Source organism: Ramlibacter sp. (assembly GCF_029866045.1).
Lineage (GTDB): Bacteria > Pseudomonadota > Gammaproteobacteria > Burkholderiales > Burkholderiaceae_C > Ramlibacter.
The window spans coordinates 1-19,343 of record NZ_JARXAB010000143.1; the positions used below are offsets into that span (position 1 = coordinate 1).

Consider the following 19,343-nt stretch of genomic DNA (forward strand, 5'->3'; position numbering starts at 1 on the left):
CACGTCGGTCAGGTCGACCCGGTGCTTCTTGTCTTTGGGCTGCACCTTGTCTGGCAAGGTGCGCGCCAGCGCGAGGCATTCTTCTGTGAACGCATGCGGCACACCGTATTTGCGCACCGCGATTTCGATCTCCATGCCCGGGTCGTCAATTTCGCCGAGCACCTCTTTCACCCGCCCGACCGGCTGGCCATAGAGGCTGGGCGGCTCGGTCAATTCAACCACCACCACCTGGCCGGGTTTGGCCGTGCCGGTGAGGCCCTTGGGAATGAGCACGTCTTGGCCGTAGCGCTTGTCTTCAGGCGCCACCAGCCACACGCCGCTCTCGTGCAGCAGCCGGCCAATGATGGGGAGCGCCGGGCGCTCGATGATCTCGACCACGCGGCCCTCGGGGCGACCGCGCCGGTCTTGCCGCACCACGCGGGCCTTGACCTTGTCTTTGTGCAAGACAGCCCGCATCTCGTTGGGCGGCAGGTAAATGTCGGCCTCGCCGTCGTCACGGACAACGTAGCCGTGGCCGTCTCGGTGGCCCTGAATGACGCCTTCGACTTCATCCAGCAGACCTTGCGTCGAAGGCCCTGTGTTCTTGCTATACAATGCTTTTTTTCCTGAAATGCCCAGGTGGCGGAATTGGTAGACGCACTAGTTTCAGGTACTAGCGCTTAACGGCGTGGAGGTTCGAGTCCTCTCCTGGGCACCAATCATAAGGGTCAAGCCGGTCACACACCGGTCAGCAACCCCAGGAAATTTTCTCAAGCGCCTAACAAACACACAGCATACGCAAGGCAAGACCATCTCAAGCCCAGATGGCGGAATTGGTAGACGCACTAGTTTCAGGTACTAGCGCTTAACGGCGTGGAGGTTCGAGTCCTCTTCTGGGCACCAAGAGTTTGATGAAAAGCCGACCGAAGGGTCGGCTTTTTTGTGGCGTTATCGCGCTCGGGGCAGCGCTCGCCCGCAGGTCACGCTGAACCACACCGGGTTTCAAGCCAGCTGGCTGGGCCAATCAACACGGCCCCTCACACTGGGTCAGGTGGCCCTGTGCGCTCAAAGCTCTCCGGGAGCATCGCAGGTGCAATTGCCTCGATATCGGCGCCAGAGACGCCCTGTTCTTTGAAGACAGCGCGCCAGATCGAGACCTTCTCGCGCATCCGATCAATCTCAGTGCGAGCGCCCTCCTCGGAAAGTCCGAACACTCTGGACTGCGATAGCAGGTTGTAGAGGCTGGCCACGCGACCAAAGGCGCCCACTTGGAGGGCCAGGTCACGACGCTCTTTGGAGGTCGCTGGCACGGGCACGATGTCATAAGCTGGAGACAGCTGCCAGCGCCCGTCCACTTGCAGCAATGCGTGGTTGCGCGGGTGATCGTCGTTGTTAGTGACCATGGCATTGAAGACCATGCGGCGAAAGAGCTCCAGTCGGTCTTGATCTGGGCGAGAAGACCAGCGGCGCAGCTCATCTGCCAATAGCAGGTACGACCAGCGATCGCGCCCGAGGTACCCGTCCTCAGCGTCAAGGACGGTCAATCCAGAGACCAGCCCAAAACGAGCGTAGGCCTGGATGTCCGGGTTCCATTGCCGGTCGAAGCGCTCGAGCATCAAGGCCTCTCGACTGCCCACCTTTTCGATTCGGGTGCGGCATACATTCAGGCCCGCAAAACGCGCAAGCTCCAGCGTTGCGTACTCGATGCGCTGCATGTTGAGCTTGTCGTTTTTCTCTGGCAATTTAGCCAGCCAGATGCGATGGCTGTCTTCCACGGTGACCTTGGGCCGCGCGCCGCCCATGCTGGTGCCGGGTTCCAACTGCTCCAGGATTTCGTGCGGCAGCTTGCCGCTTTCCTCCAGCGCTTGTGCCGCATCGGTCAGCGCTTGCAATTGATGGGTGCGGTTGAAGGGGCGTGCCTTGGTTGGCGGATTGGAGAGCTTGCCAAAGCGCAGATTGCCAGCGCCGTCGTCGGGGCCATTGAGCAGGTAGTCGACCTCGGAAAGATCCGCTTCTGGCAGGCCCAGCTTGGCCTGGATGACCCGCCGGCCCCAGGCGTCAGGGCTCGCGTCACGCAGCGCGCCCGGAATGCCCTTGAGTTTGGTGAACGCCTGAGGCCGATCGCTCAAGGGGAGGTTGTACGGGTCCAGCGAGGGGGCATTCTGGCGCGCCAAGTAGGACCGGCCGTACTGGAAGACGCCCCGGTAGGCGGTGGCCCCCACTTCGCTCACGGTCAAAACCCCGCAAACCGTCCACTCGAAGGTGCCGGGCAACTGGATGAAGGCGTAGCAGGTCTGGTCTTGGGCGGGCATTGCGACCCCCTTCAGAAATCGTTGTCAGGGGAGGTGTTGCGCATGCGCACGGGCAGGCGAGCCAGTTCCAGCGTCTTGCCGTGCTCGTCTGTGTCCGGATTCGCCAGTGCCTTGGCCGTCGGCAGCAAGCCGAGCACCCACAGCACGCTCAGCACATTGCCCAGCGAAACGCCGTCGTCGCCTTTTTCCAGGCGGCGAATCGTTTTCTCGCCCAACCCGGCCTTGCGGGCAAGTTCGCCCTGGAGCATGCGGCGGCGCTTGCGCGCGGTGCGCACGTGCATGCCCAGTTCACGGGCTGTCTGCGTGACCTCGAAGGGAAGCGGAGTCAAAAAATCGGTCATATTGACACTCTTGGTGGATTTAAGCGGTCAAATAACGCCGTCGATGAGTGTATCAGCCTACCCCCAAATACCGGGAAAACAATCTTATTTGACCGGCTATTCCGATTAGGCGGTCAAATGATGCGCTGGCGGTCGCGATTGATCTCGGCCAGCACGTACGGGTTGCGAACCGAACCCGTCTCAACCAGATCGACGCTGCGGCCGAGAAGTTTTTCAACCTCTTCCTTGACCCGAAGAAACGGTGCAGATCGGCCGCCGCTTCGGGGGCGAACTCAATCAAAAAATCAGCATCGCTATCGGCACGAAAGTCGGTTGCCCGCGCGGCCGAGCCGAACACCTCCAGCCGGCGAACTTTGTAGCGTTCGCAGATCGACGCGAGCGCGGGTAGGTGCTGGGCAATCGCGGGATGAATGCCGAGCAATGTGTAGCGTGCCGGGGCCTGCAGGCGGTTCGAATGGCTCACTTCGGCAACGCCGATCGGGACTCCGTCGCGGACCATGAGCTCTAATGTGCGGGGCGCTTTCGCGCGGTGCGCACGTGCATGCCCAGGTCGCGGGTTGTCCGCGTGACCTCGGAGGAAACGGAGTCTAAAAGTTGGTCATATCAACCCTCTTGGCCTGGTTAGCGGTCGAAAATGACCGCTTTTTTGAATTGAAGTGTCTGGACAGGGCGGACGTATCTAGCTCACCGGGAGCTGTACAAAAAGTGAAGCCCGGTGTCCAAGAAGCCGGCGACAGCGCACCCACCCCGCATGACGACTTGACAGGCCTGCGTCTGGACGCGGGCGCTGAGCAGTAGCTCGCGGGCCGCCAGGGCCCCACCCTAGCCATAGCCGGCGCCTCATCTACTGAGCCACGGAAATACAATCAAGCTCAACCTCAGCGTTCGGGGCGAAGGGGCGAAGGGGCGAAGGGGCGACAAAAGTCCGCCACACACTTCCAAGCAGGCAACAACTCATGCGATTTTTATTTATTTGCGGTTGCGGTCATTCCGGCACCAGCCTGATGCTGGGAATTTTTGCCAATTCTTCAAATGTGGCGGTTACAAGAGATGAAACCTTTGCTTTGAGCAAGCTATCCGTTGAGAAATTCATGGATTCGGTCAAAAAGCAGGTGAGTGGCAAAACACTATTTGTCGAAAAAACTCCTCGCCATGTTCATTATTTAGAAAAAATATGCGCCAACACTGAAAGTGAAGCACTCATTTTGCTGCGAAACCCTCTTGACGTAGTGGCGTCGCTCAAGAAAAGAGGGTTCACTGTAGAACAATCGATCAGCAGGTATATCAATGACAACGTGGCCTGGCAACGTTACGCCAAGCACCCGAAGGTGAAGGTCATCAGGTATGAAGATTTGGTCGACAGTTCAAAAAATATATTGGCCGACCTTACCCAGCGTTATGGCGTTGACCTTGAGGCGGGTGATTTAAAGCGCCAGGAAGACAGCCGACTTTACTTCAAGGGCCAAGGCGCCACACGCATCGAAAAAACCGACGGCAAGGGCGAGGCTGCGCATCTGGCGCTGCGCAATTACCAGATAAGGCAAAAACTGCAAAACATGAATGGCGAGTGGAAGAACCGCCTCACCCAAGACGAAAGTCAGATGGTGATGGAGTGGTGTGCACCGGCCGTTCAAAAGTTTTACTCCGACCTGGACTTGGCTGCCGCCGCCTGAACATGCCGAACAGCCAGCCCACCCAGGCGATGAAAAGCAGCAAACCGCTCAAAGTGTCGGTTTGCATGCATGCCATGAACCGAACCTGGCAGGTCAAGCAGACGCTCCGGCACAACGTCATGGCCTGCGTCAACCATGAACTGATTTTGGTTGACTTCGGCTCGACAGACGGGCTAGATGAGTGGGTTCGCTCTGAATTTACAGAAGACATCCGGGCGAAGCGGCTGGTTTACTTTCGAACCCCCACCCCAACCAGGTTTCACGCATCTAAATCAAAAAACCTGGCTCATCACCTTGGGTCAGGCGATATTCTTTTGAATTGTGACGGAGACAACTTTGTTACCGAGGCTGATCTCGACCGCATTGTCAAGGTTTTTGCAAAAGAGCCCAACTCCATCGTTCAAAACTTCAGCGGTGATCTGACGGACGGAACCTACGGGCGAATTGCGCTGACAAGAAAAAACTTCAATCAAATGGGCGGCTACGACGAGGGCTTATTGCCAATTGCCGCCCAAGACTATGATTTATTATTAAGAGGCCTGCAAATAGGCTTGCGTACCGTGCGAATTTCGGCCGTCGATAAAAAACCTGTTTTAAACACAGTTTCCGACAAAGTGCCAGCGGGCTCAAAAATGGACTGGGGAGCCATCAACAATATCAATTCAAGTTATTGCATCAACCGTCAAAAAGTAATTGGGCCTGTGCGCGAAACCCAGTCCCCGGCCTGGCATGGATTTTTGAACCTTGACGCCAAAAAAGTGATAGTCGAGCAGCCTGCAGCACGGGCCGCCAAGGTGAGCGATTTCGCTAACTACCCCGCGAAGTACCCCAGCGATTTCATGGGTGTCTTCAACCGCCTGAGGGCGCACATGGGGGCAAACCACTCAACTCCGCCAAAAGATTTGTTGAACACCCTGCATCGCGCCTGGGGCAACACGTGCAATCTGAGCGTGGGCAATCTCGCACAAATCAGCGAGGCAGCGCTGCGCAGCGGCAACCCCGTCTTGTTCTGCGGCTCGGGGTTGGGCGCGCTAGCGCTGGCGGCCACCGGCGCCAAGCGCATCATTGCGCTCGAGCCCAACCGGATATGGCTCCGGGACATGGAGTTTTTGCGGCGTTTCCTGGGCCTGCAAACTCTGCAAATTGTTCTCGCGCCCGTCAAGACCGACCCAGGCAAAAGTTGGTACGACTTCCGCCTGCCCTCCAACTTCAAAGAAAAAATTTCAACGGTGGTGTACGACAGGGCCTCTGGCGCCAATGACGACACCGTGTCTGGCTTGGCCGCGGGACTTGGCCCCCTGCTGTCACCAGACTTCAAGATATTTATTGACAACGCAGAGCGAGACAGTGAGAAACAAGCCATCTCGCAATGGGCCCACGTGCTCGGGGACCTGAACGTCAAGATCTTCAAAGGAGACGGCGCGAAGAGGGTTGCGCTTGTTTCAAAGAGCCCGCCGTCTCAGAGCAGGCCCGCCTGATCCCCAACCACAAAACGCTTCACGACCGTACACCGTATGCCAGGCACAAAAAAGATTCAGTTCAAAAGCCTCAACCTAGGCAACACGAAAAAGCAGAGCTACTTGATTTCCGAGGAGCGAGATTTTCCTTCCATCGACAGCCCTGCACAGCGGCGCTACCTGCTGTGCTCAACGCCTCGCTCCGGCTCAAACCTTTTGTCGGATGCGCTCCATGCAACAGGGCAAGCCGGCGACCCACTGGAGTACCTGAACCCCAACCTCATGGCAGCCTGGCTGAGAGCGCACCCGTCCTTTGGCGACACCCTGGACCTTGCCCGCTACTTCCGCGACCTGGAAGCCAGACGTACATCCCCGAGCGGCATCTTTGGCATCAAGACGCACTACAGCCAGCTCGCCGGCGTCTGGGCCGGGTCTCAAGCAGATCAGCTGGAATTCTTGGGGCGCTTTCAAGCGGTCATCTTCGTCACTCGGCGCAATAAGGTTGCTCAGGCAGTGTCATTTCATAGGGCGAATCAAACCCAACTGTGGACATCTGAAGACAGACGATTCCTCGATGCTGGTGACCCACGCCTTTCTGTTCAGCCCCGCTTCGATGAGGCTGCAATTACCAAGACGCTGGCGGACGTTCTGGCTCAGGAGGCTTCATGGCGAGCGCTGTTCGCCAAGGCGAAATGCAAGCAGCTGGAGGTCGTCTATGAAGACGTCATTGCCAACAGGCCCGCGCAACTGAAAAGGCTCTTTGATTGGGTGGGCTTGCCTCCCCAAACCACGGCCCCCGAGCCAAGAATCATGCGGCAGTCGCAGGACAAAGACCCAATGGTTTCCCAGTTCTTGCGCTTGATAGGGCAGGAAGCTACTGATGCACAGCTCAAGCCACATCAGGTCGAAATTGCGAAAACGGTGGACGCACTAGAGCCAAGCACAACCACTTAACGGCGTCGAGGTTTGAGTTCTATTGTGGGCACAAAAGCAAAAAGCCATCGTGGCCATCACTTCGGGACATAGGAACGGGACGCCATGGCAGACAAAACAATCCCCAGGTCACGGGCAGGCGCATCCACATGGCGCTCATCAATCTGCCGCAAAACGCCTTCGACGGCCGCACGGTCTGCGCCAATCCACACCATCTGACGGAAGGTGTTCCAAAGGAGGTCGGCGGTCGAAGCGGCAGTGTCCTGAATCTGGGAAGCCTGTGCTGTTTCTCCCACCGAAGTCGGGAAAGGAAAAAGCACGCAGGCTCGCAGCACCTTGTCATAGATCAGGCGGCGAACAGCCATGTCAAAAGGAACGCTCTCCAGGGCCGGGGCGTTGAGCTGCTCGGCCAGCATGGCTGCGGCTTTGGGCATCACGATGTACGCGGAGGTCCCTGCAAAACCGCGAGCAGCCAGGTCCAGCACACGAACTTCGCCTGGGCGCAGTGATTGCCTCAGACGGAACAGGTTCAGCATGCCATTGGCATCGGGGAAGATCACGTCCGTGAAAATCAAGTCCCAATCATGGGCCTGCCCTGACTTCATAAAGCCGTCGATCAGGCTGACCGACGGCGACGCAAATACAACATCGTCCTCCAGGACCATGAAGGGAGCGCCTAACCGAGCCTGGCGCTCGATGACCGAACGATGGCTCAGGTAGCAGCCCTCTTCAGCCATTGAGAGACGCCGCCCTGACCCGACATGGCGCAAACGAGGGCCTGCATAAGCGGGGGCCGCGATTGCGGTCGCGGGAAATCGATGGAGAGCCCAACCCGGCCGCGCCGCTAGGCGGAACGAGGACTCAATGGCTTGTCGCCGCAGGGTCGCAGCCTCCAGGTTGATATAGAACGCGTCCATGCCCGCCCGCCCCTACACCGTCCCTGCCTTAAGTCGGTCCACGTAGCGCCCAACGACCGGCAAGGGTCCGACATGAAAAATTTCCTGGTCGATCACCGCATAGATCTGCCCCCGGCAGTCATCCACCCAGCGCTTGCAAAAAGAGTAGTCCTCGCCGAGGTACTGGCCGTCTACCACCAGGTGCTCAAAGAAGCCGTGATACGTCGGGTGCTTGTGCCACTGGCTGTAGGGGAAGTGGCAGCCGTAAGCTTTGGCGGCACCGGCAGCCACCATTTTTTTCAATGCAACTACGCTGATCAAAAGAAGACCCGTTCCGATACTTCCCACCTCGCAGATGCCGCCCTTCACATTCAGCTTTTGCTGGCCGGCCCGCAGGCGAACCGCGTAGGGCACCACCTCGGAGATGGCGGTCCGGAATGTTTTGGGCCCGGAGGGAATTTCCTCGTGCAAAGGAATAGTTCGGTAGGGGTAGGCGCAGCCAATCACCTCTTTGTCCGCATCGATCAGCTTGCGCACGGCCGACACCGGAAAGCCCATGTCTGTGTCCACGAACAGCAGGTGGGTGTAGCCCCCGTCCATCATGGCCTTGCTGGCCATCACGCTGCGCATCACGTGCAGCAGGGTTGATGGTTCGATGATCAACTCCCACTCGATACCAGACTTGCTCAGGTAGTCGGTGGTGGCCATGATCGACTTCATGTACTCAACCCGCACCGAGCCGTCGTAGGTGGGAGAGGCGATGAGGATTTTCATAGGCCACCCCGGTCGGCGTAACGGGACTTCACGGTAACCTGTCCGACATGCTCGATCGGGTGGGCCACGCTGGCGTAGATCTCGCCCTGGCATTGCTTCACCCAGCGGTGGCAAAAAGAGAAGTCTTCCGAGAGCTCCCGGTCCTCGAGTTCCACCTTGTTGAAAGGTGTGATGAAAGTTTTGAAGCGGTCTCCAAAGCCCAGCCGCTTGAAGCGCTTGGTGTCGGCGATCTCCGGCAACTTGCTCACCATCACATCGAGGCAACGGCGCGAAATCAGCAATACGCCGGCCCCGCACTGCTCCATCCGCACAAAGGGTTGACCGCCCACGCTCACCGGCGAGAAGGTGCCGATGAAGTCGCAGGCGCGGGCGTAGGCTGCAGTAAACGCCTGGTCATGCTGTCCATGCAGACGCCCCAGGTCGATGGCCCGCTTGGGCGACACCACACCCACCACGTCCTTGTCCTGCGCCAGCATGGCTTCGACCAAGGCCGGCTCGAATCCCATGTCGTCGTCCCAGAACAGAATGTGCGTGCAGTCGGGCTTGTTGAAATAGAAATTGGAGATCAGGTAGTTGCGAGCCACCACGATGTCCGCGTAATCGATATCCGAGAAAGAAAACTGCAACTCCCGCAAGCCCGGGTGGGAAAGGAGCTTGTACAAGGACCGTACATAGGCCCCAGCGTACTGGGAGCCGTAGCTCGGGGTGGCGATATTCACCTTGGCCGCGACCGCCTTCTTTGGCAGCGGGGCCAGGCTTCCCCTGATGGTCTGGGTCGCAGGCGGCGCGGTCATCTCTCACCTATTCAAATTGAAAATCGACTGCTCGACTATAGTCCGCGGGGACCCTGCACCTCATGAACTCCCACACTGCGCCCGCCGGATGGAACGCTCCCGCCCACGCCCTCTGGGGCCAGGGCGAGCGCAACTCCGCCATCCAGACACTGCTGGGGGACATCAACCGTCACGGGCCCAAAAAGCCTGCGCCGTTGGTGAAGCAACTTTCGTACTACGCCTTCCTCATGGGCAACCCCGCCGCGGCCGCGGGGTTTCTAGAGGCCACCTGCCCTTTTTATCCCGACGACTTCGAACTGCTGCTGAATCTGGCGGTGTGCCTTTCTCGCTCGGGCAAGCATGCCCAGGCCATTGGTCACCTGGAGAAACTGCGCACCATGAACCCAGAGTCTGTGGTGGTGTGGGACAGCCTGGCTTCCTGCTGCCATGCGGTGGGCCGCAACGCAGAGGCGGCCCAGGCCGGTACGCAGGCACTGGTGCTGAAAGACCGGCAGCCCCGGCCGCAGGCGCCCGCCTGGCAAGCCCCCGCCGACATTGCCGGCGTGCTGAAGCAGACCGAGCAAGGCCAACGCGTGGTGGCCTTCAGCCTGTGGGGCGCCAACCCGCGCTACCTGCTCGGCGCGCTAGACAACGCGGTGGCCATGCCGAAGGTCTACCCCGGTTGGCAGGCGGTGTTCTTCGTCGACGAAAGCGTGCCGGCAGACCTGCGCCGCGCGCTCACCGAACTGGGTGCCCAGGTACGCCTTCAGCCCGCCGGCCAAGGCCAGCGCCAGAAGCTCGCCTGGCGCTTTCTGGTGGCTAATGAGGCGGGCGTGGGGCGCTTTTTAGTGCGTGACGTTGACTCGGTGGTCAATGACCGCGAGCGCGCCGCGGTCGACGCCTGGCTGGCCTCGACTGCCCTCTTTCATGTGATGCGTGACTGGTGGACCCACACTGACCTGGTGCTGGCCGGCATGTGGGGCGGCGTGGCCGGGGTGTTGCCGCCTATCACTCCGCTGCTGGCCGCCTACAAGCCGGCCCACATGGAAACGCCCAACGTCGACCAATGGTTTTTGCGGGACATTCTCTGGCCCTGCCTGCGCCAGAGCGTGCTGGTGCACGACCGTCTGTTCACGCCGCCGGGTGCCACGCCCTGGCCACAGCCAGCGCCAGGCGGCAACCTGCATGTGGGGCAAGACGTGCATGCGGTGGCGCGGGTGCAGCAGGCGCAGCGGCTGGCGCCTTGGATCGCCAAACTACCCAGCCTGCAGCCAGGGAACGCGGGATGAACGAGCGGTCCGCCCTGCTGGCACTGCTCGCCATCGCCGTGGCAGCCACCGGCACACCGGCGGGGGCCCAGGTGCCGATCGGGGCTGCCACACTGCAGCCCCCCGCTGCACCCGCACCTGCGTCCTCAGCGTCCGCTCCGCCTTCCGCTGCGCCCCCGGCCCCGGCCGCCAGCACGCCCGACGCCAACCGCATCCAATTTGGCACCGGCTTCGTTATCGACCAGGGCTACATCCTCACCGCCTGGCATGTGCTGCAAGACCGCGGCCAATGGCAGGTGGGGCCCAATGCCGCCGGGCGGTGGGTGAACGCCACGCTGGTCAAGGTGGACCGCGCCAACGACCTGGCCCTGCTCAAGGCGCCGCTCGAGGCCCCTGCCCTGGCCCTGGCGCCGTCCAATGAGGTGCCCATTGGCCTTGAAATAAGCGTCATTGGCTTTCCCCAGCCGCGGTTTCAGGGCATGACGCGCAAGATCACCCAGGGCTATGTCAATGGCGTGCAGCGCGCCTCGCAGCAAGAGCTAGACACCGGCATGCTGCAAATCAGCGCCGAGGTGTCCATGGGCAATTCAGGCGGGCCGGTGTTCGCGCCCGACGGGGCGGTGGTGGGCATGGTGCAGCGCAAGCTTGACGTGCAGCGCATCGCGCAGCAAACCAACGACTGGATGGTCAATGTCAGTTACGCGCAGCGCTCGTCGACCCTGATCCGCTTTTTGCAAGACAGCCCGGCACGCGCCACCGTGCGGCCCTTGCAGCTGGCCACAGTGCTGCGGCCCTACCAACTGTTTGAAAAAGTCTCGCTCTCGGTGGTCTCGGTCAGCGCCCGCGGCCCTGCGCCCACCACAGGCCCAGGTGCAGGCCCAGGTGCAGGCCCGGTGGCCGGCACGCCGGCTCAGGGCGTGGGGGCCCTGCCCTCGGTGCCCACAAACTGAGACAAGCGCGACGCCGCATTGAGCACGCGGTAGCGGCTCATGGCTTGGTCGAGCTGGCTGTCGATCAATTCGCGCCCCGCCGCGTACAGCGACTCTTGCGCGGTCAGCAGGTCTAGCAGCGTGCCCCGGCGGTAGGCGTATTGCTCGCGCACCATCTTCAGAGACTCGGCCGCCAGCCGCGCGGTGTTGGCCCGGCTCTCCATCAGGCGCTCTTGCGACTCGGCTTCCAGCAGCACTTGGTCTAGCACCCGGGCCGACTCGCGGCGGGCGGACTCCAGTTCCTCACTGCTTTGCAGCAGCTTCTGGCTGGCCGCGTCAATGCGGGCACTGTCGGCGCCGCCGGCATAGAGCGACTGCTTGGCCACCAGCATCACGCTGCGGTCGGTTCCCGGGTTGGCTGGGCCCACCAGGTCACGCCGGGTGGCGCTCAGCTCGAGGTTGATGCTGGGGAGCGATCGTCCGCGCACTGCGGCCATTTCTGCTTCAACGGCGGCACGTCCGGCCAGCGCCTGGCGCACCTTCCAGGTGTCTTCCACGATCTGCGGTTGCTGCGAGGCAATGCCAGAGTCCAGCGGAATGTCGAACACCGGCGCGTCTGCGGGCAGGTCAGAGTCGGTGGAGAACAGCTCGCGGTACGCCGCGCGGGCCACTCCCAGGCGCTGCATGGCCGAGGCGGTGGTGGCGGTGGCGTCGGCCAGGCGCGACTGCGCCCGCACCACATCGCTTTGCGTCCCGCCCCCAATGTCGGAGCGCTGGCGCACCAGGTCAACGATGGAGGTGCGGGCCTCTTCGTTGCGGCGGGCCAGCTCGAGCTGGGTGCGCGCGCGCACCAGGTCGTGGTAGGCCTGCACCGCGCGCAGGGCCACCTCGTCGCGCACCTGCATCTGGCGGAAGAAGGCCTGCCGCTCCTTGGCCGACATTGCGTCAATGTTGCGTGGCGTGGCGCCAAAGTCATACAGCAGTTGGCGCACCGTCACTGAAAGGCCCGCGGTGCGGTAGTCCCGCTCGGGCGTGCCTAGAAGGCTGTTGGCCGAGCTGTACTTGTGCCCGTTGTCAAGCTGGCTAGAGACCTGCGGCAATCGCGCAGCCTGCGCCTCGCGAATGCCAAACTGTGCCGCGCCGCGGGCTGCTGACACCGCCAGCACCTCCGGGTGCGCCAGCACCGCCTTGGCCAGGCGCTCGCGAAAGGCCTGCAGCTGCTCGGGCTTCCAGGCCTGGGGCGTGCGGGTCACCAGGGGCGCCATGAAGCTGATTTGTGGCTCCCCCAGACGCATCACCAGCGAGTTCACCTCGGGTGGCAGGGCAGTCAGTAGCGCGCGCTCCTGCGCGGCGGCGCCGGCGCAGAGCAGCAGGGCCAGGGCGCCAGCCGCCACCGGGGACAAAAAGCCCAATCGCTGTGTGCTGTTCACTCAACGCTCCTTGAATGCGTTCTCACGCACCGCCACCAGCGGCTTGGCCAGGTAGTCCCAGATGGTGCGCTTGCCCGTCACGATGTCGATCTGCGCCTGCATGCCCGCCATCACCGGCAGCTGCTTGCCCCGCACCTCGAAGTTAGGCGCACGGGTCTCAATACGGGCGATGAAGAAGCTCTCGCCGCGCTCATTGGTCACCGCATCGGCACCCACCTGGGTCACGCGGCCTTCCATGGCGCCGAAGATTGAGTAGTCATACGCCGACAGCTTGATGCGGGCGGTCTGCCCTGTCTTGACGAAGCCAATGTCGCTGGGCAGCAACTGGGCCTCGAGCACCAGTTGATCGTCGGCTGGCACCACCTCCACCAGGGGCTCGCCTGGCTTGGCTACACCCCCCACGGTGGACACCAGCACCCGGTTGACGACGCCCGCTACCGGCGAGCGGACCTCGGCGCGAACCTTCTTGTCCGCCAGGGCGGGCATGGTTTCCTGAAGCGAGCGCAGTTCGCTCAGCGTCTTGTTGGCATCCACCCGGGCCTCTGCACGGAACTGACCCTGGGTGCTGTCCTTGCGCGCACGCGCTTCTTCGATGGCTGCCTGCAGACGCTGAATCGCAGCGCGCGCGGTGTCCTGCCGGCCCTGGGCGTCGGCCAGGGTTCTATCCAGGCGCACCAGCTCGAGCTTGGGCTCCAAGCCTTTTTCGACCAGCATGGCCATGATGACTCGCTCTTCCCGACTGAGTTCCATTGTCTTGGTGGCAGTCACCAAGGCAATGCGCATCTCGGCCAGCTCCTGCGACTTCTGGTCGATCTGCGCCTGAAGCATCTCCAGTTGCGAGCGCATCTGGTTGCTTCGGCTCAGGTAGGCCACCTGCTCTAGGTCAACAAACTCGCGCGCGTCCTTTTGCAGCGCGGGCGAGAAGGCCGGGGCACTCCCGGTGCTCTCGGCAGTCAGCCGGGCCAGGCGTGCGCCCAGCGAGGCCATTTGCTGGCGGCGTGACTGCAGGTCGCCGTCAAACTGCATTTCGTTGAGGGAGATAAGCAGGTCGCCCTGCTTCACCTCCTGCCCCGATCGAACATGAATGGCCGAGACCACCCCGCCCTCGTAGTTTTGCACCACCTGCAGCTTGGCCGAAGGAATCACCTTGCCCTGGCTGCGCGCCACGGTCTCCACCTCGGTGAAGTAGGCCCAGAGGACCAGGCTCAACATCACCCCGACAATCATCCACAGCATCCAAGACGACACCCGATTGACCTGCCCCAGGGTGCCGGTGCCTGCGACCGTGAGGCTGGTCTTGATGTCGCCGCCGTAAAGGCGCCGCAGCCAAGCGAGCGGGTTCATCATGCCGGACCTCCGGGGGCCGCCTGCTGCGGCTGCGCGGGCCGGGCGGCGGCTGCCGGATTGAGCACGATTTCCTTCGGGCCGTCGGCCACCACCTTGCCCTGGTCAATCACGATCACCCGGTCGACCATCTCGAGCAGATTGGCCTTGTGGGTAATGACCAGCAGGGTGCTGTCCTTGAGCTCCGTTTTCATGCGATCGATCAGCTGGCGCTCCGAGTTCGAGTCCATCGAACTGGTGGGCTCGTCCATGACGATGATGGAGGGCCGGCTCACCAACGCACGGGCGATGGCAATCGCCTGGCGCTGGCCGCCAGAGAGCCCCTCTCCGCGCTCGGCGAGGCGCATGTTGTAGCCGTCCGGGTGGGTGGCAATGAAGTCGTGCACCCCGGCCACCTGGGCAGCCCAAAGAATGTCCTGCGGGTCCGGCCGCAGCGCGCCCAGGGCGATGTTGTGGCGCACCGTGCCAGACACCATCCAGATGTCCTGAAGCACCGTGCCCAAGTGATTGCGCAGGTCGGCCTTGTCAAACTGCCGCAGGTCCAGCCCGTCGACCAGCACCGCACCTTCGGTGGGGGTGCGCAGGCCCTGCACCAGCTTGGACAGCGTCGTCTTGCCTGAGCCCACCCGGCCAATGATGCCCACCTTCTCGCCTGCGGCAATACGAAACGAGATGCCCTCCAGCCCACCGGCCTGCTGGCCCGGGTAACGAAAACTCACATTGCGCAGCTCGATCTCGCCGCGCACAGCGCCTTGATGGACGTAGCTCACCCCCGGTGGGTGCTCCCGCGGCTGCTCCATCAGCTCTTTGAGTGCCTTGTAGCTGGCCAGAGACTGGTTCATCCGTGTGAGCAATTGCGCAAGCTGGGCCAAGGGCGCAATGACCTTACCCGCGAGCATCGAGCAGGCGACGATGGCACCGGTGCCAATACTGCCGTCACGCGCCAGGTAAACGCCATAGGTCACCACCGCGATCGAGGTCGCTTGCGAGGCAAAGTTCGCCACGTTACCCGCGAGCTGCGACAGCAGGCGGGTTTGCAAGCCGATCTGGGCCTGGTGGGCAATCGCCTTTTGCCAGCGCTGGCGCATCTGGGCGCCGGCGCCCACCGCCTTCACCGTCTCGAGGCCAGTGAGGGTTTCGATGAGGATCGAGTGCTTGTTCTGTCCATCTTCAAAGCTGGTCTGCACCAGGCGACGCAGCTGGGGTTGCACCGCCAGACTGGCGAGGATGACGAGCGGGATCAGCGCCACCACCACCAGGACCAAGGGCCCCCCCACCAGAGCGATGACCACGACGAACACCAGCGCGAACGGAATGTCGATCAGCGTGGTCATGGTGGCCGAGGTCAAGAACTCGCGCAGGCTCTCGTACTCTTTCAAGATATTGGCCGTTGAGCCCACCGAGCCCTTGCGGGCGGCCAGGTCCATGTCGAGCACCTGCTCGAACAGGCTGTCGGCAATCATCGCGTCGGCTCGCGCCCCGGCCACGTCCAGAAAGTAGCCGCGCACGGTGCGGATGATGAAATCGCTGCCCAAGATCAGCGCAACGCCCACCAGCAGCGCCATCAGTGTGTCGGTGGCGTTGTTCGGCAGCACGCGGTCGTAGACGATCATCGAAAAAATCGACGTAGCCACCGCGAACACGTTGGTCAGCAAGGCGGCAATCGCCACCTTCCAGTAAATGCTGCGGGCTGACATCAGTGGCCCCCAGAACCAGTGGCCCATACGGCCACGCGGCAGGTGCTCCTCGGCCTTGGGCGGGCGCAGGGCCGGCATCACCCGCATCACCTGGCCGTCGCAGGCCTGGGCTAGCGCGTCCAGCGGCCAAGCCTGAAGCTCGGCCGAGCGGCCCGGCCAGAGCACCTGCGGCTCGTCGCCGTCGGGTGAAGGCAGCACGACCGCGCAGCCACCGCCCTTGAGGCGCAGCAGCACCGGCTCCACCGTCTCTGCCAGTGCCGCCGCATCGGCCTGCTCGGGCTCGAGCTGAAGTCCCCTGCCCTGCAAGGTGTCCAGCGTCAGATCCCAATCGAAGCCACCCTCCGGGTTGGCCATGCGCGCGCGCAGGGCCGACTCGGACACCGCCTGGTCTAGGTGCGCAAGTACCGCCAGCAAACAAGGCAGGTAGAAATCCGGCGCGTCCTCGGGCTCGACCTCGAGAGACGGGGCCGCCGCAGCGGTCTGCGGTGCGGCGGTTTGCGGTGCGAAACCGCGATCAAAAGCGTTCATGACACTCCAACTTCACCAGCCGCCCTCCCCTAGGGGAAAGCAGCTGGCTCAGTTTAGCCCAGCGGGTTGTGCTCGAACAGCGGAACCAGGTAAGCCAGTTCGCTGGCGATCGAGCCCTGGTTGCTGTTCGCCGCCGGGTCCAGAGCGGCGGCGACGCTGCCCTGGAGGTAAATGTCGGCTGCAGCGGTGGAGCCCACGTCGCGGCCATCGGCCACGTCCTGACCCGTCTCGCCGTTGACCAGAACCGCCGCCCTCACGTTGGCGGTGGTGCTCATCTCGACCTTCACCGTGCCGGTGAGGGCCACGGTGCTGTCGGTCAGTGCACCGTCGGTGCCGATGTCGGTGGCCGTCGACTTGAAGCCTGCGCCATTGGCGAAGGTGTAGGTGGCGACACCGTTAGGCGTGGAGTAAGCCAGGTCGTTGGCCGTCGCTGCGTTGGCGCCCTTCATGATCTGCGTGAAGTCCAGGTCGTCGCCGCCCTGGGAGTTGAGGTCCTTGACGATCACGTTGAGCTTGAGCGCACCGTTGTCCGCCGACAGGGCCGCAGCCTTGAAGGTGTCGGCACCTGCACCGCCCGTCATGTCTATACGCGAGCCCTCGGTGGTGGCTGCAATCAGCAGGTCATCACCCGAGCCGCCGTGCAGCAGAGTGGCACTGAGGGGCAGGGTCGTGCCTGCTCCAGTCTGGGCAATCAGAACGTCGTTGCCGGCGCCGCCGTACACCTGGTCAGAGCCGCCACCGGCGTCGATCAGGTCCGCGCCGCCAAAGCCGTACAGCTTGTTGTCGCCGCGGTTGCCGCCGATCACGTTGGCCAGTTGGTTACCGTTCACCGTGATGTTGGCGTTACCGAGCAAGAACAGGTCTTGCACCAGCACACTGGTCTCAGGCGTCTCGCCTTCCGAGTAGCCCATGTTCAGGGTCAGCTGGTTGGTCGCGTCGCTGGCGGTCAGCGCGTTGGCCAAGAACACCAAGCCGTCTGTATTGACCGTGTAGGTCAAGGGAGCCGTCAGCAGGTCCGGCGCGATGTAGATCACGTCACCCGCCTGGGCCTGGCCCACCACCGCATCGAGGGAAGCCTGGGCGTTGATGCTGCCGTCTTCGTTACGCAGGTTGTAGCCCTCAGCACCCACCACCCAGACCGTCAGCGGGCCTTGGGCGGTAGCGAACACCACCTTGGAGGTGCCCACGAAGGAGGCGGTTGCACCAGCCCAGGTGACCTGCAGGTGGCCTTCCAGGTCGGTGGTCACCACGCTTTCGACGCGCAGGGCCACGCTGGAGCGATCCATCGCCATCAGGCTGCGGTCGACCAGGTACACCACGTCGGTGGCGGCCTTGTCGCTGGCGGCGCTGGTGAGCGAGTCGTAGCCGTCGGAGCCGCTGCCGGTGCCGATCATGGCCACGTCCACCGAGCCACCGGCGACGTCGAAGCGCAGGCGCTCCACACCTTGCAAGCTGTCGACCGTGTTGCCGATCTTCACCTCCAGCATATTGCTGGCGGTCGGGGTGATCAGGTTCTCGATCTCGCCGAGCAGCTCGTCGCGGGTGTCCAGCGCGTCGCCCAGCACCTGTTGGCTGTACACCACCGTGTCAACGCGGGAGTTGTCGTCGCCGCGGTCGATGATGGTGTCTGCACCCAGGCCGCTGCCGATTTGCATGGAGGACTCGGAGCCGAAGGCCATCTCGCTTACCCGGACCGTCTGGCCTGCAGCGCCGTCGATGGACAGCACGCCAGCTTCGGTCACGGTCAAGCCCGTCTCGCCCACGTTGATGTTCTCGGCCTGTGCGTACACCGTATTGCGGGTGTTGTCCGCATTGGTGAAGGCGAAGACCGCCTGGCCGCCGTCGGCGCGGACATAGTCCGGCAACAGCGTCGAGTCCTTACCGAAGACCGTGACGTACCAGTCATTCGAGCTGCCGCCCTGATCCACGATCACCGTGTCGTCGCTGCCCGCGCCGCCGGTGAGGAATTCATCGCCGGTGCCGCGGTAAGTCAGGGTGTCGGTGCCAATGCCGCCCACCTTGCCGTCGTTGAACACACGCACCTCGATGCCGTAGTCGGCGCCGGTGGCGATGTCGCCGGTCAGCACCGTGGAGCCCATGGTGCCGACTGCACGGCCCTGGATGCCGCTGAAGGACAGCGAGGCCAGGTCGTTGCCCGCAGCGTCTTGCAGGACGTCGTCGGTGTTGTCGCCAGAGGGGTCGGTGTAGAACAGGCGGGCTGCCTTCACTTCACCGGCCAGTTGGTCCTTCAGCGTCAGGGTGGCGACGGAGCGGCCCGCGTCGAAGCTGATGCCCGTGACCGCCACGTTGTAGCCCAGGTCGCCGGCGGTGAGGTACATCCGGTTGCTGTCCACCAGAGCCTGCAGCGTCTCAGGCGTGACATCCATCGCCTCGGAGAAGCGAACCACCAGGGTCTTGCCGTCGGCCAGCAGCGCGATGCTGCTGCTGACAGGCGGCGCCAGGGTCGGTGCGGTCTGGTCCACATTGAAGGCGTAGGTGCCTTCGCTGGAGACGTTGCCCGCAGCGTCGGTCTGGCGCATGGCCACCTGGTGGGTGCCCGCGGTGAGACCGCTAAGCGTGAAGCTCTGCGCATCAGACGGCGAGACCTTGGTCCAGTTGCCGGTGCCCAGCTTGTACTCGACGCCCAGGCGGCTGCCTTCCAGTGTGGCGGCCGTCAGGTCGATGGTCACCGTGGACTGGTTGCTCAGGTTGTCACCGCGGGTGCCGGTGTCAGAGACGCTGGTCAGGGTGGCCGTCGGTGCAACCGGGTTTTGCAGGTCCACCGCGAAGGTGTAGCTGCCGGTGACAGACACGTTGCCTGCCGCGTCCGTCTGGTTGACGGTCACGGTGTGGTTGCCATGGGTCAGGCCGCTCAGGCTGATCGTCGCGCCAGTGAAGGCCGTGGGCGAGCCGCCGTCGAGCGTGTAGCTGCGGATGCTGCCGGCTTCCAGCGCGCCGATGTCCAGGGTGACAGCGGCCAGATTGGACAGATTGTCCAAGCTGCGGCCG

At 62.7% G+C, this 19,343-nt stretch carries 15 protein-coding genes, 2 tRNA genes and 1 pseudogene; 7 read left to right on the top strand and 11 right to left on the bottom strand.

Annotated features, from left to right (window positions below):
* Positions 1-594 (bottom strand): annotated as a pseudogene (locus QE494_RS14700) (ribonuclease R); the annotation flags it as partial.
* Positions 595-612: 18 nt separating this feature from the next.
* On the opposite strand from QE494_RS14700, the gene QE494_RS14705 reads away from it, so the two are divergent.
* Together QE494_RS14705 and QE494_RS14710 are read left to right on the top strand one after the other, a co-directional pair.
* Positions 613-697: transfer RNA gene (locus tag QE494_RS14705), tRNA-Leu, on the top strand.
* Between the two features lie 100 nt (positions 698-797).
* A tRNA-Leu gene (locus QE494_RS14710) sits at positions 798-882 on the top strand.
* A gap of 134 nt (positions 883-1,016) precedes the next feature.
* Here QE494_RS14710 and QE494_RS14715 read toward each other — a convergent pair.
* From QE494_RS14715 to QE494_RS14725, 3 genes are read right to left on the bottom strand one after another with little or no spacing between them, the layout of a single operon-like run.
* Positions 1,017-2,291: a type II toxin-antitoxin system HipA family toxin gene (locus QE494_RS14715; RefSeq protein WP_300044368.1), complete on the bottom strand. Its 1,275-nt coding sequence runs from the start codon at positions 2,289-2,291 to the stop codon at positions 1,017-1,019.
* A gap of 11 nt (positions 2,292-2,302) precedes the next feature.
* The gene (locus tag QE494_RS14720) at positions 2,303-2,632 is read right to left on the bottom strand and encodes a helix-turn-helix domain-containing protein (RefSeq protein WP_300044369.1); all 330 of its coding nucleotides are present in this window, start codon (positions 2,630-2,632) and stop codon (positions 2,303-2,305) included.
* Between the two features lie 52 nt (positions 2,633-2,684).
* On the bottom strand, positions 2,685-3,131 hold the full coding sequence (locus QE494_RS14725) for a nucleotidyltransferase family protein (RefSeq protein ID WP_300044370.1): 447 nt from the start codon (positions 3,129-3,131) through the stop codon (positions 2,685-2,687).
* Between the two features lie 457 nt (positions 3,132-3,588).
* Between QE494_RS14725 and QE494_RS14730 the strand changes: the two genes are divergently transcribed.
* Genes QE494_RS14730 through QE494_RS14740 form a run of 3 tightly spaced genes read left to right on the top strand, consistent with a single transcriptional unit; the run spans position 3,589 to position 6,716 of the window.
* Positions 3,589-4,305, top strand: coding sequence for a hypothetical protein (locus QE494_RS14730; RefSeq protein WP_300044372.1), 717 nt, complete (start codon positions 3,589-3,591; stop codon positions 4,303-4,305).
* A gap of 29 nt (positions 4,306-4,334) precedes the next feature.
* Positions 4,335-5,783 carry a glycosyltransferase family A protein gene (locus tag QE494_RS14735; protein ID WP_300044374.1) on the top strand — a complete coding sequence of 483 codons (1,449 nt, stop codon included), beginning with the start codon at positions 4,335-4,337 and terminating at the stop codon, positions 5,781-5,783.
* 36 nt (positions 5,784-5,819) lie between these two features.
* On the top strand, positions 5,820-6,716 hold the full coding sequence (locus QE494_RS14740) for a Stf0 family sulfotransferase (protein ID WP_300044375.1): 897 nt from the start codon (positions 5,820-5,822) through the stop codon (positions 6,714-6,716).
* A gap of 56 nt (positions 6,717-6,772) precedes the next feature.
* On the opposite strand, the gene QE494_RS14745 is transcribed toward QE494_RS14740, so the two are convergent.
* From QE494_RS14745 to QE494_RS14755, 3 genes are read right to left on the bottom strand one after another with little or no spacing between them, the layout of a single operon-like run.
* A complete protein-coding gene (locus tag QE494_RS14745; protein ID WP_300044376.1) occupies positions 6,773-7,612 on the bottom strand; it encodes a glycosyltransferase family 25 protein in 840 nt (279 codons plus the stop codon).
* 12 nt (positions 7,613-7,624) lie between these two features.
* Positions 7,625-8,365 carry a hypothetical protein gene (locus tag QE494_RS14750; protein ID WP_300044377.1) on the bottom strand — a complete coding sequence of 247 codons (741 nt, stop codon included), beginning with the start codon at positions 8,363-8,365 and terminating at the stop codon, positions 7,625-7,627.
* On the bottom strand, positions 8,362-9,159 hold the full coding sequence (locus tag QE494_RS14755; RefSeq protein ID WP_300044378.1) for a hypothetical protein: 798 nt from the start codon (positions 9,157-9,159) through the stop codon (positions 8,362-8,364). Before QE494_RS14755 ends, QE494_RS14750 begins: the two co-directional genes overlap by 4 nt.
* A gap of 62 nt (positions 9,160-9,221) precedes the next feature.
* On the opposite strand from QE494_RS14755, the gene QE494_RS14760 reads away from it, so the two are divergent.
* Both QE494_RS14760 and QE494_RS14765 read left to right on the top strand, forming a co-directional pair.
* Positions 9,222-10,427: a tetratricopeptide repeat protein gene (locus QE494_RS14760; protein WP_300044379.1), complete on the top strand. Its 1,206-nt coding sequence runs from the start codon at positions 9,222-9,224 to the stop codon at positions 10,425-10,427.
* A complete protein-coding gene (locus QE494_RS14765; protein ID WP_300044380.1) occupies positions 10,424-11,356 on the top strand; it encodes a serine protease in 933 nt (310 codons plus the stop codon). The genes QE494_RS14760 and QE494_RS14765 overlap by 4 nt, the downstream gene beginning before the upstream one ends.
* On the opposite strand, the gene QE494_RS14770 is transcribed toward QE494_RS14765, so the two are convergent.
* The 4 genes from QE494_RS14770 to QE494_RS14785 form a co-directional block, all read right to left on the bottom strand.
* A complete protein-coding gene (locus QE494_RS14770) occupies positions 11,317-12,765 on the bottom strand; it encodes a TolC family protein (protein WP_300044381.1) in 1,449 nt (482 codons plus the stop codon). The two genes, QE494_RS14765 and QE494_RS14770, sit on opposite strands and share 40 nt — an antisense overlap.
* Entirely contained in the window at positions 12,766-14,112 is a 1,347-nt protein-coding gene (locus tag QE494_RS14775) for an HlyD family type I secretion periplasmic adaptor subunit (protein ID WP_300044382.1), read from the bottom strand.
* Entirely contained in the window at positions 14,109-16,334 is a 2,226-nt protein-coding gene (locus QE494_RS14780) for a type I secretion system permease/ATPase (RefSeq protein WP_300044383.1), read from the bottom strand. The genes QE494_RS14775 and QE494_RS14780 overlap by 4 nt, the downstream gene beginning before the upstream one ends.
* 53 nt (positions 16,335-16,387) lie before the next feature.
* A partial coding sequence (locus QE494_RS14785; protein WP_300044384.1) for an Ig-like domain-containing protein occupies positions 16,388-19,343 on the bottom strand: 2,956 nt, incomplete at its 5' end.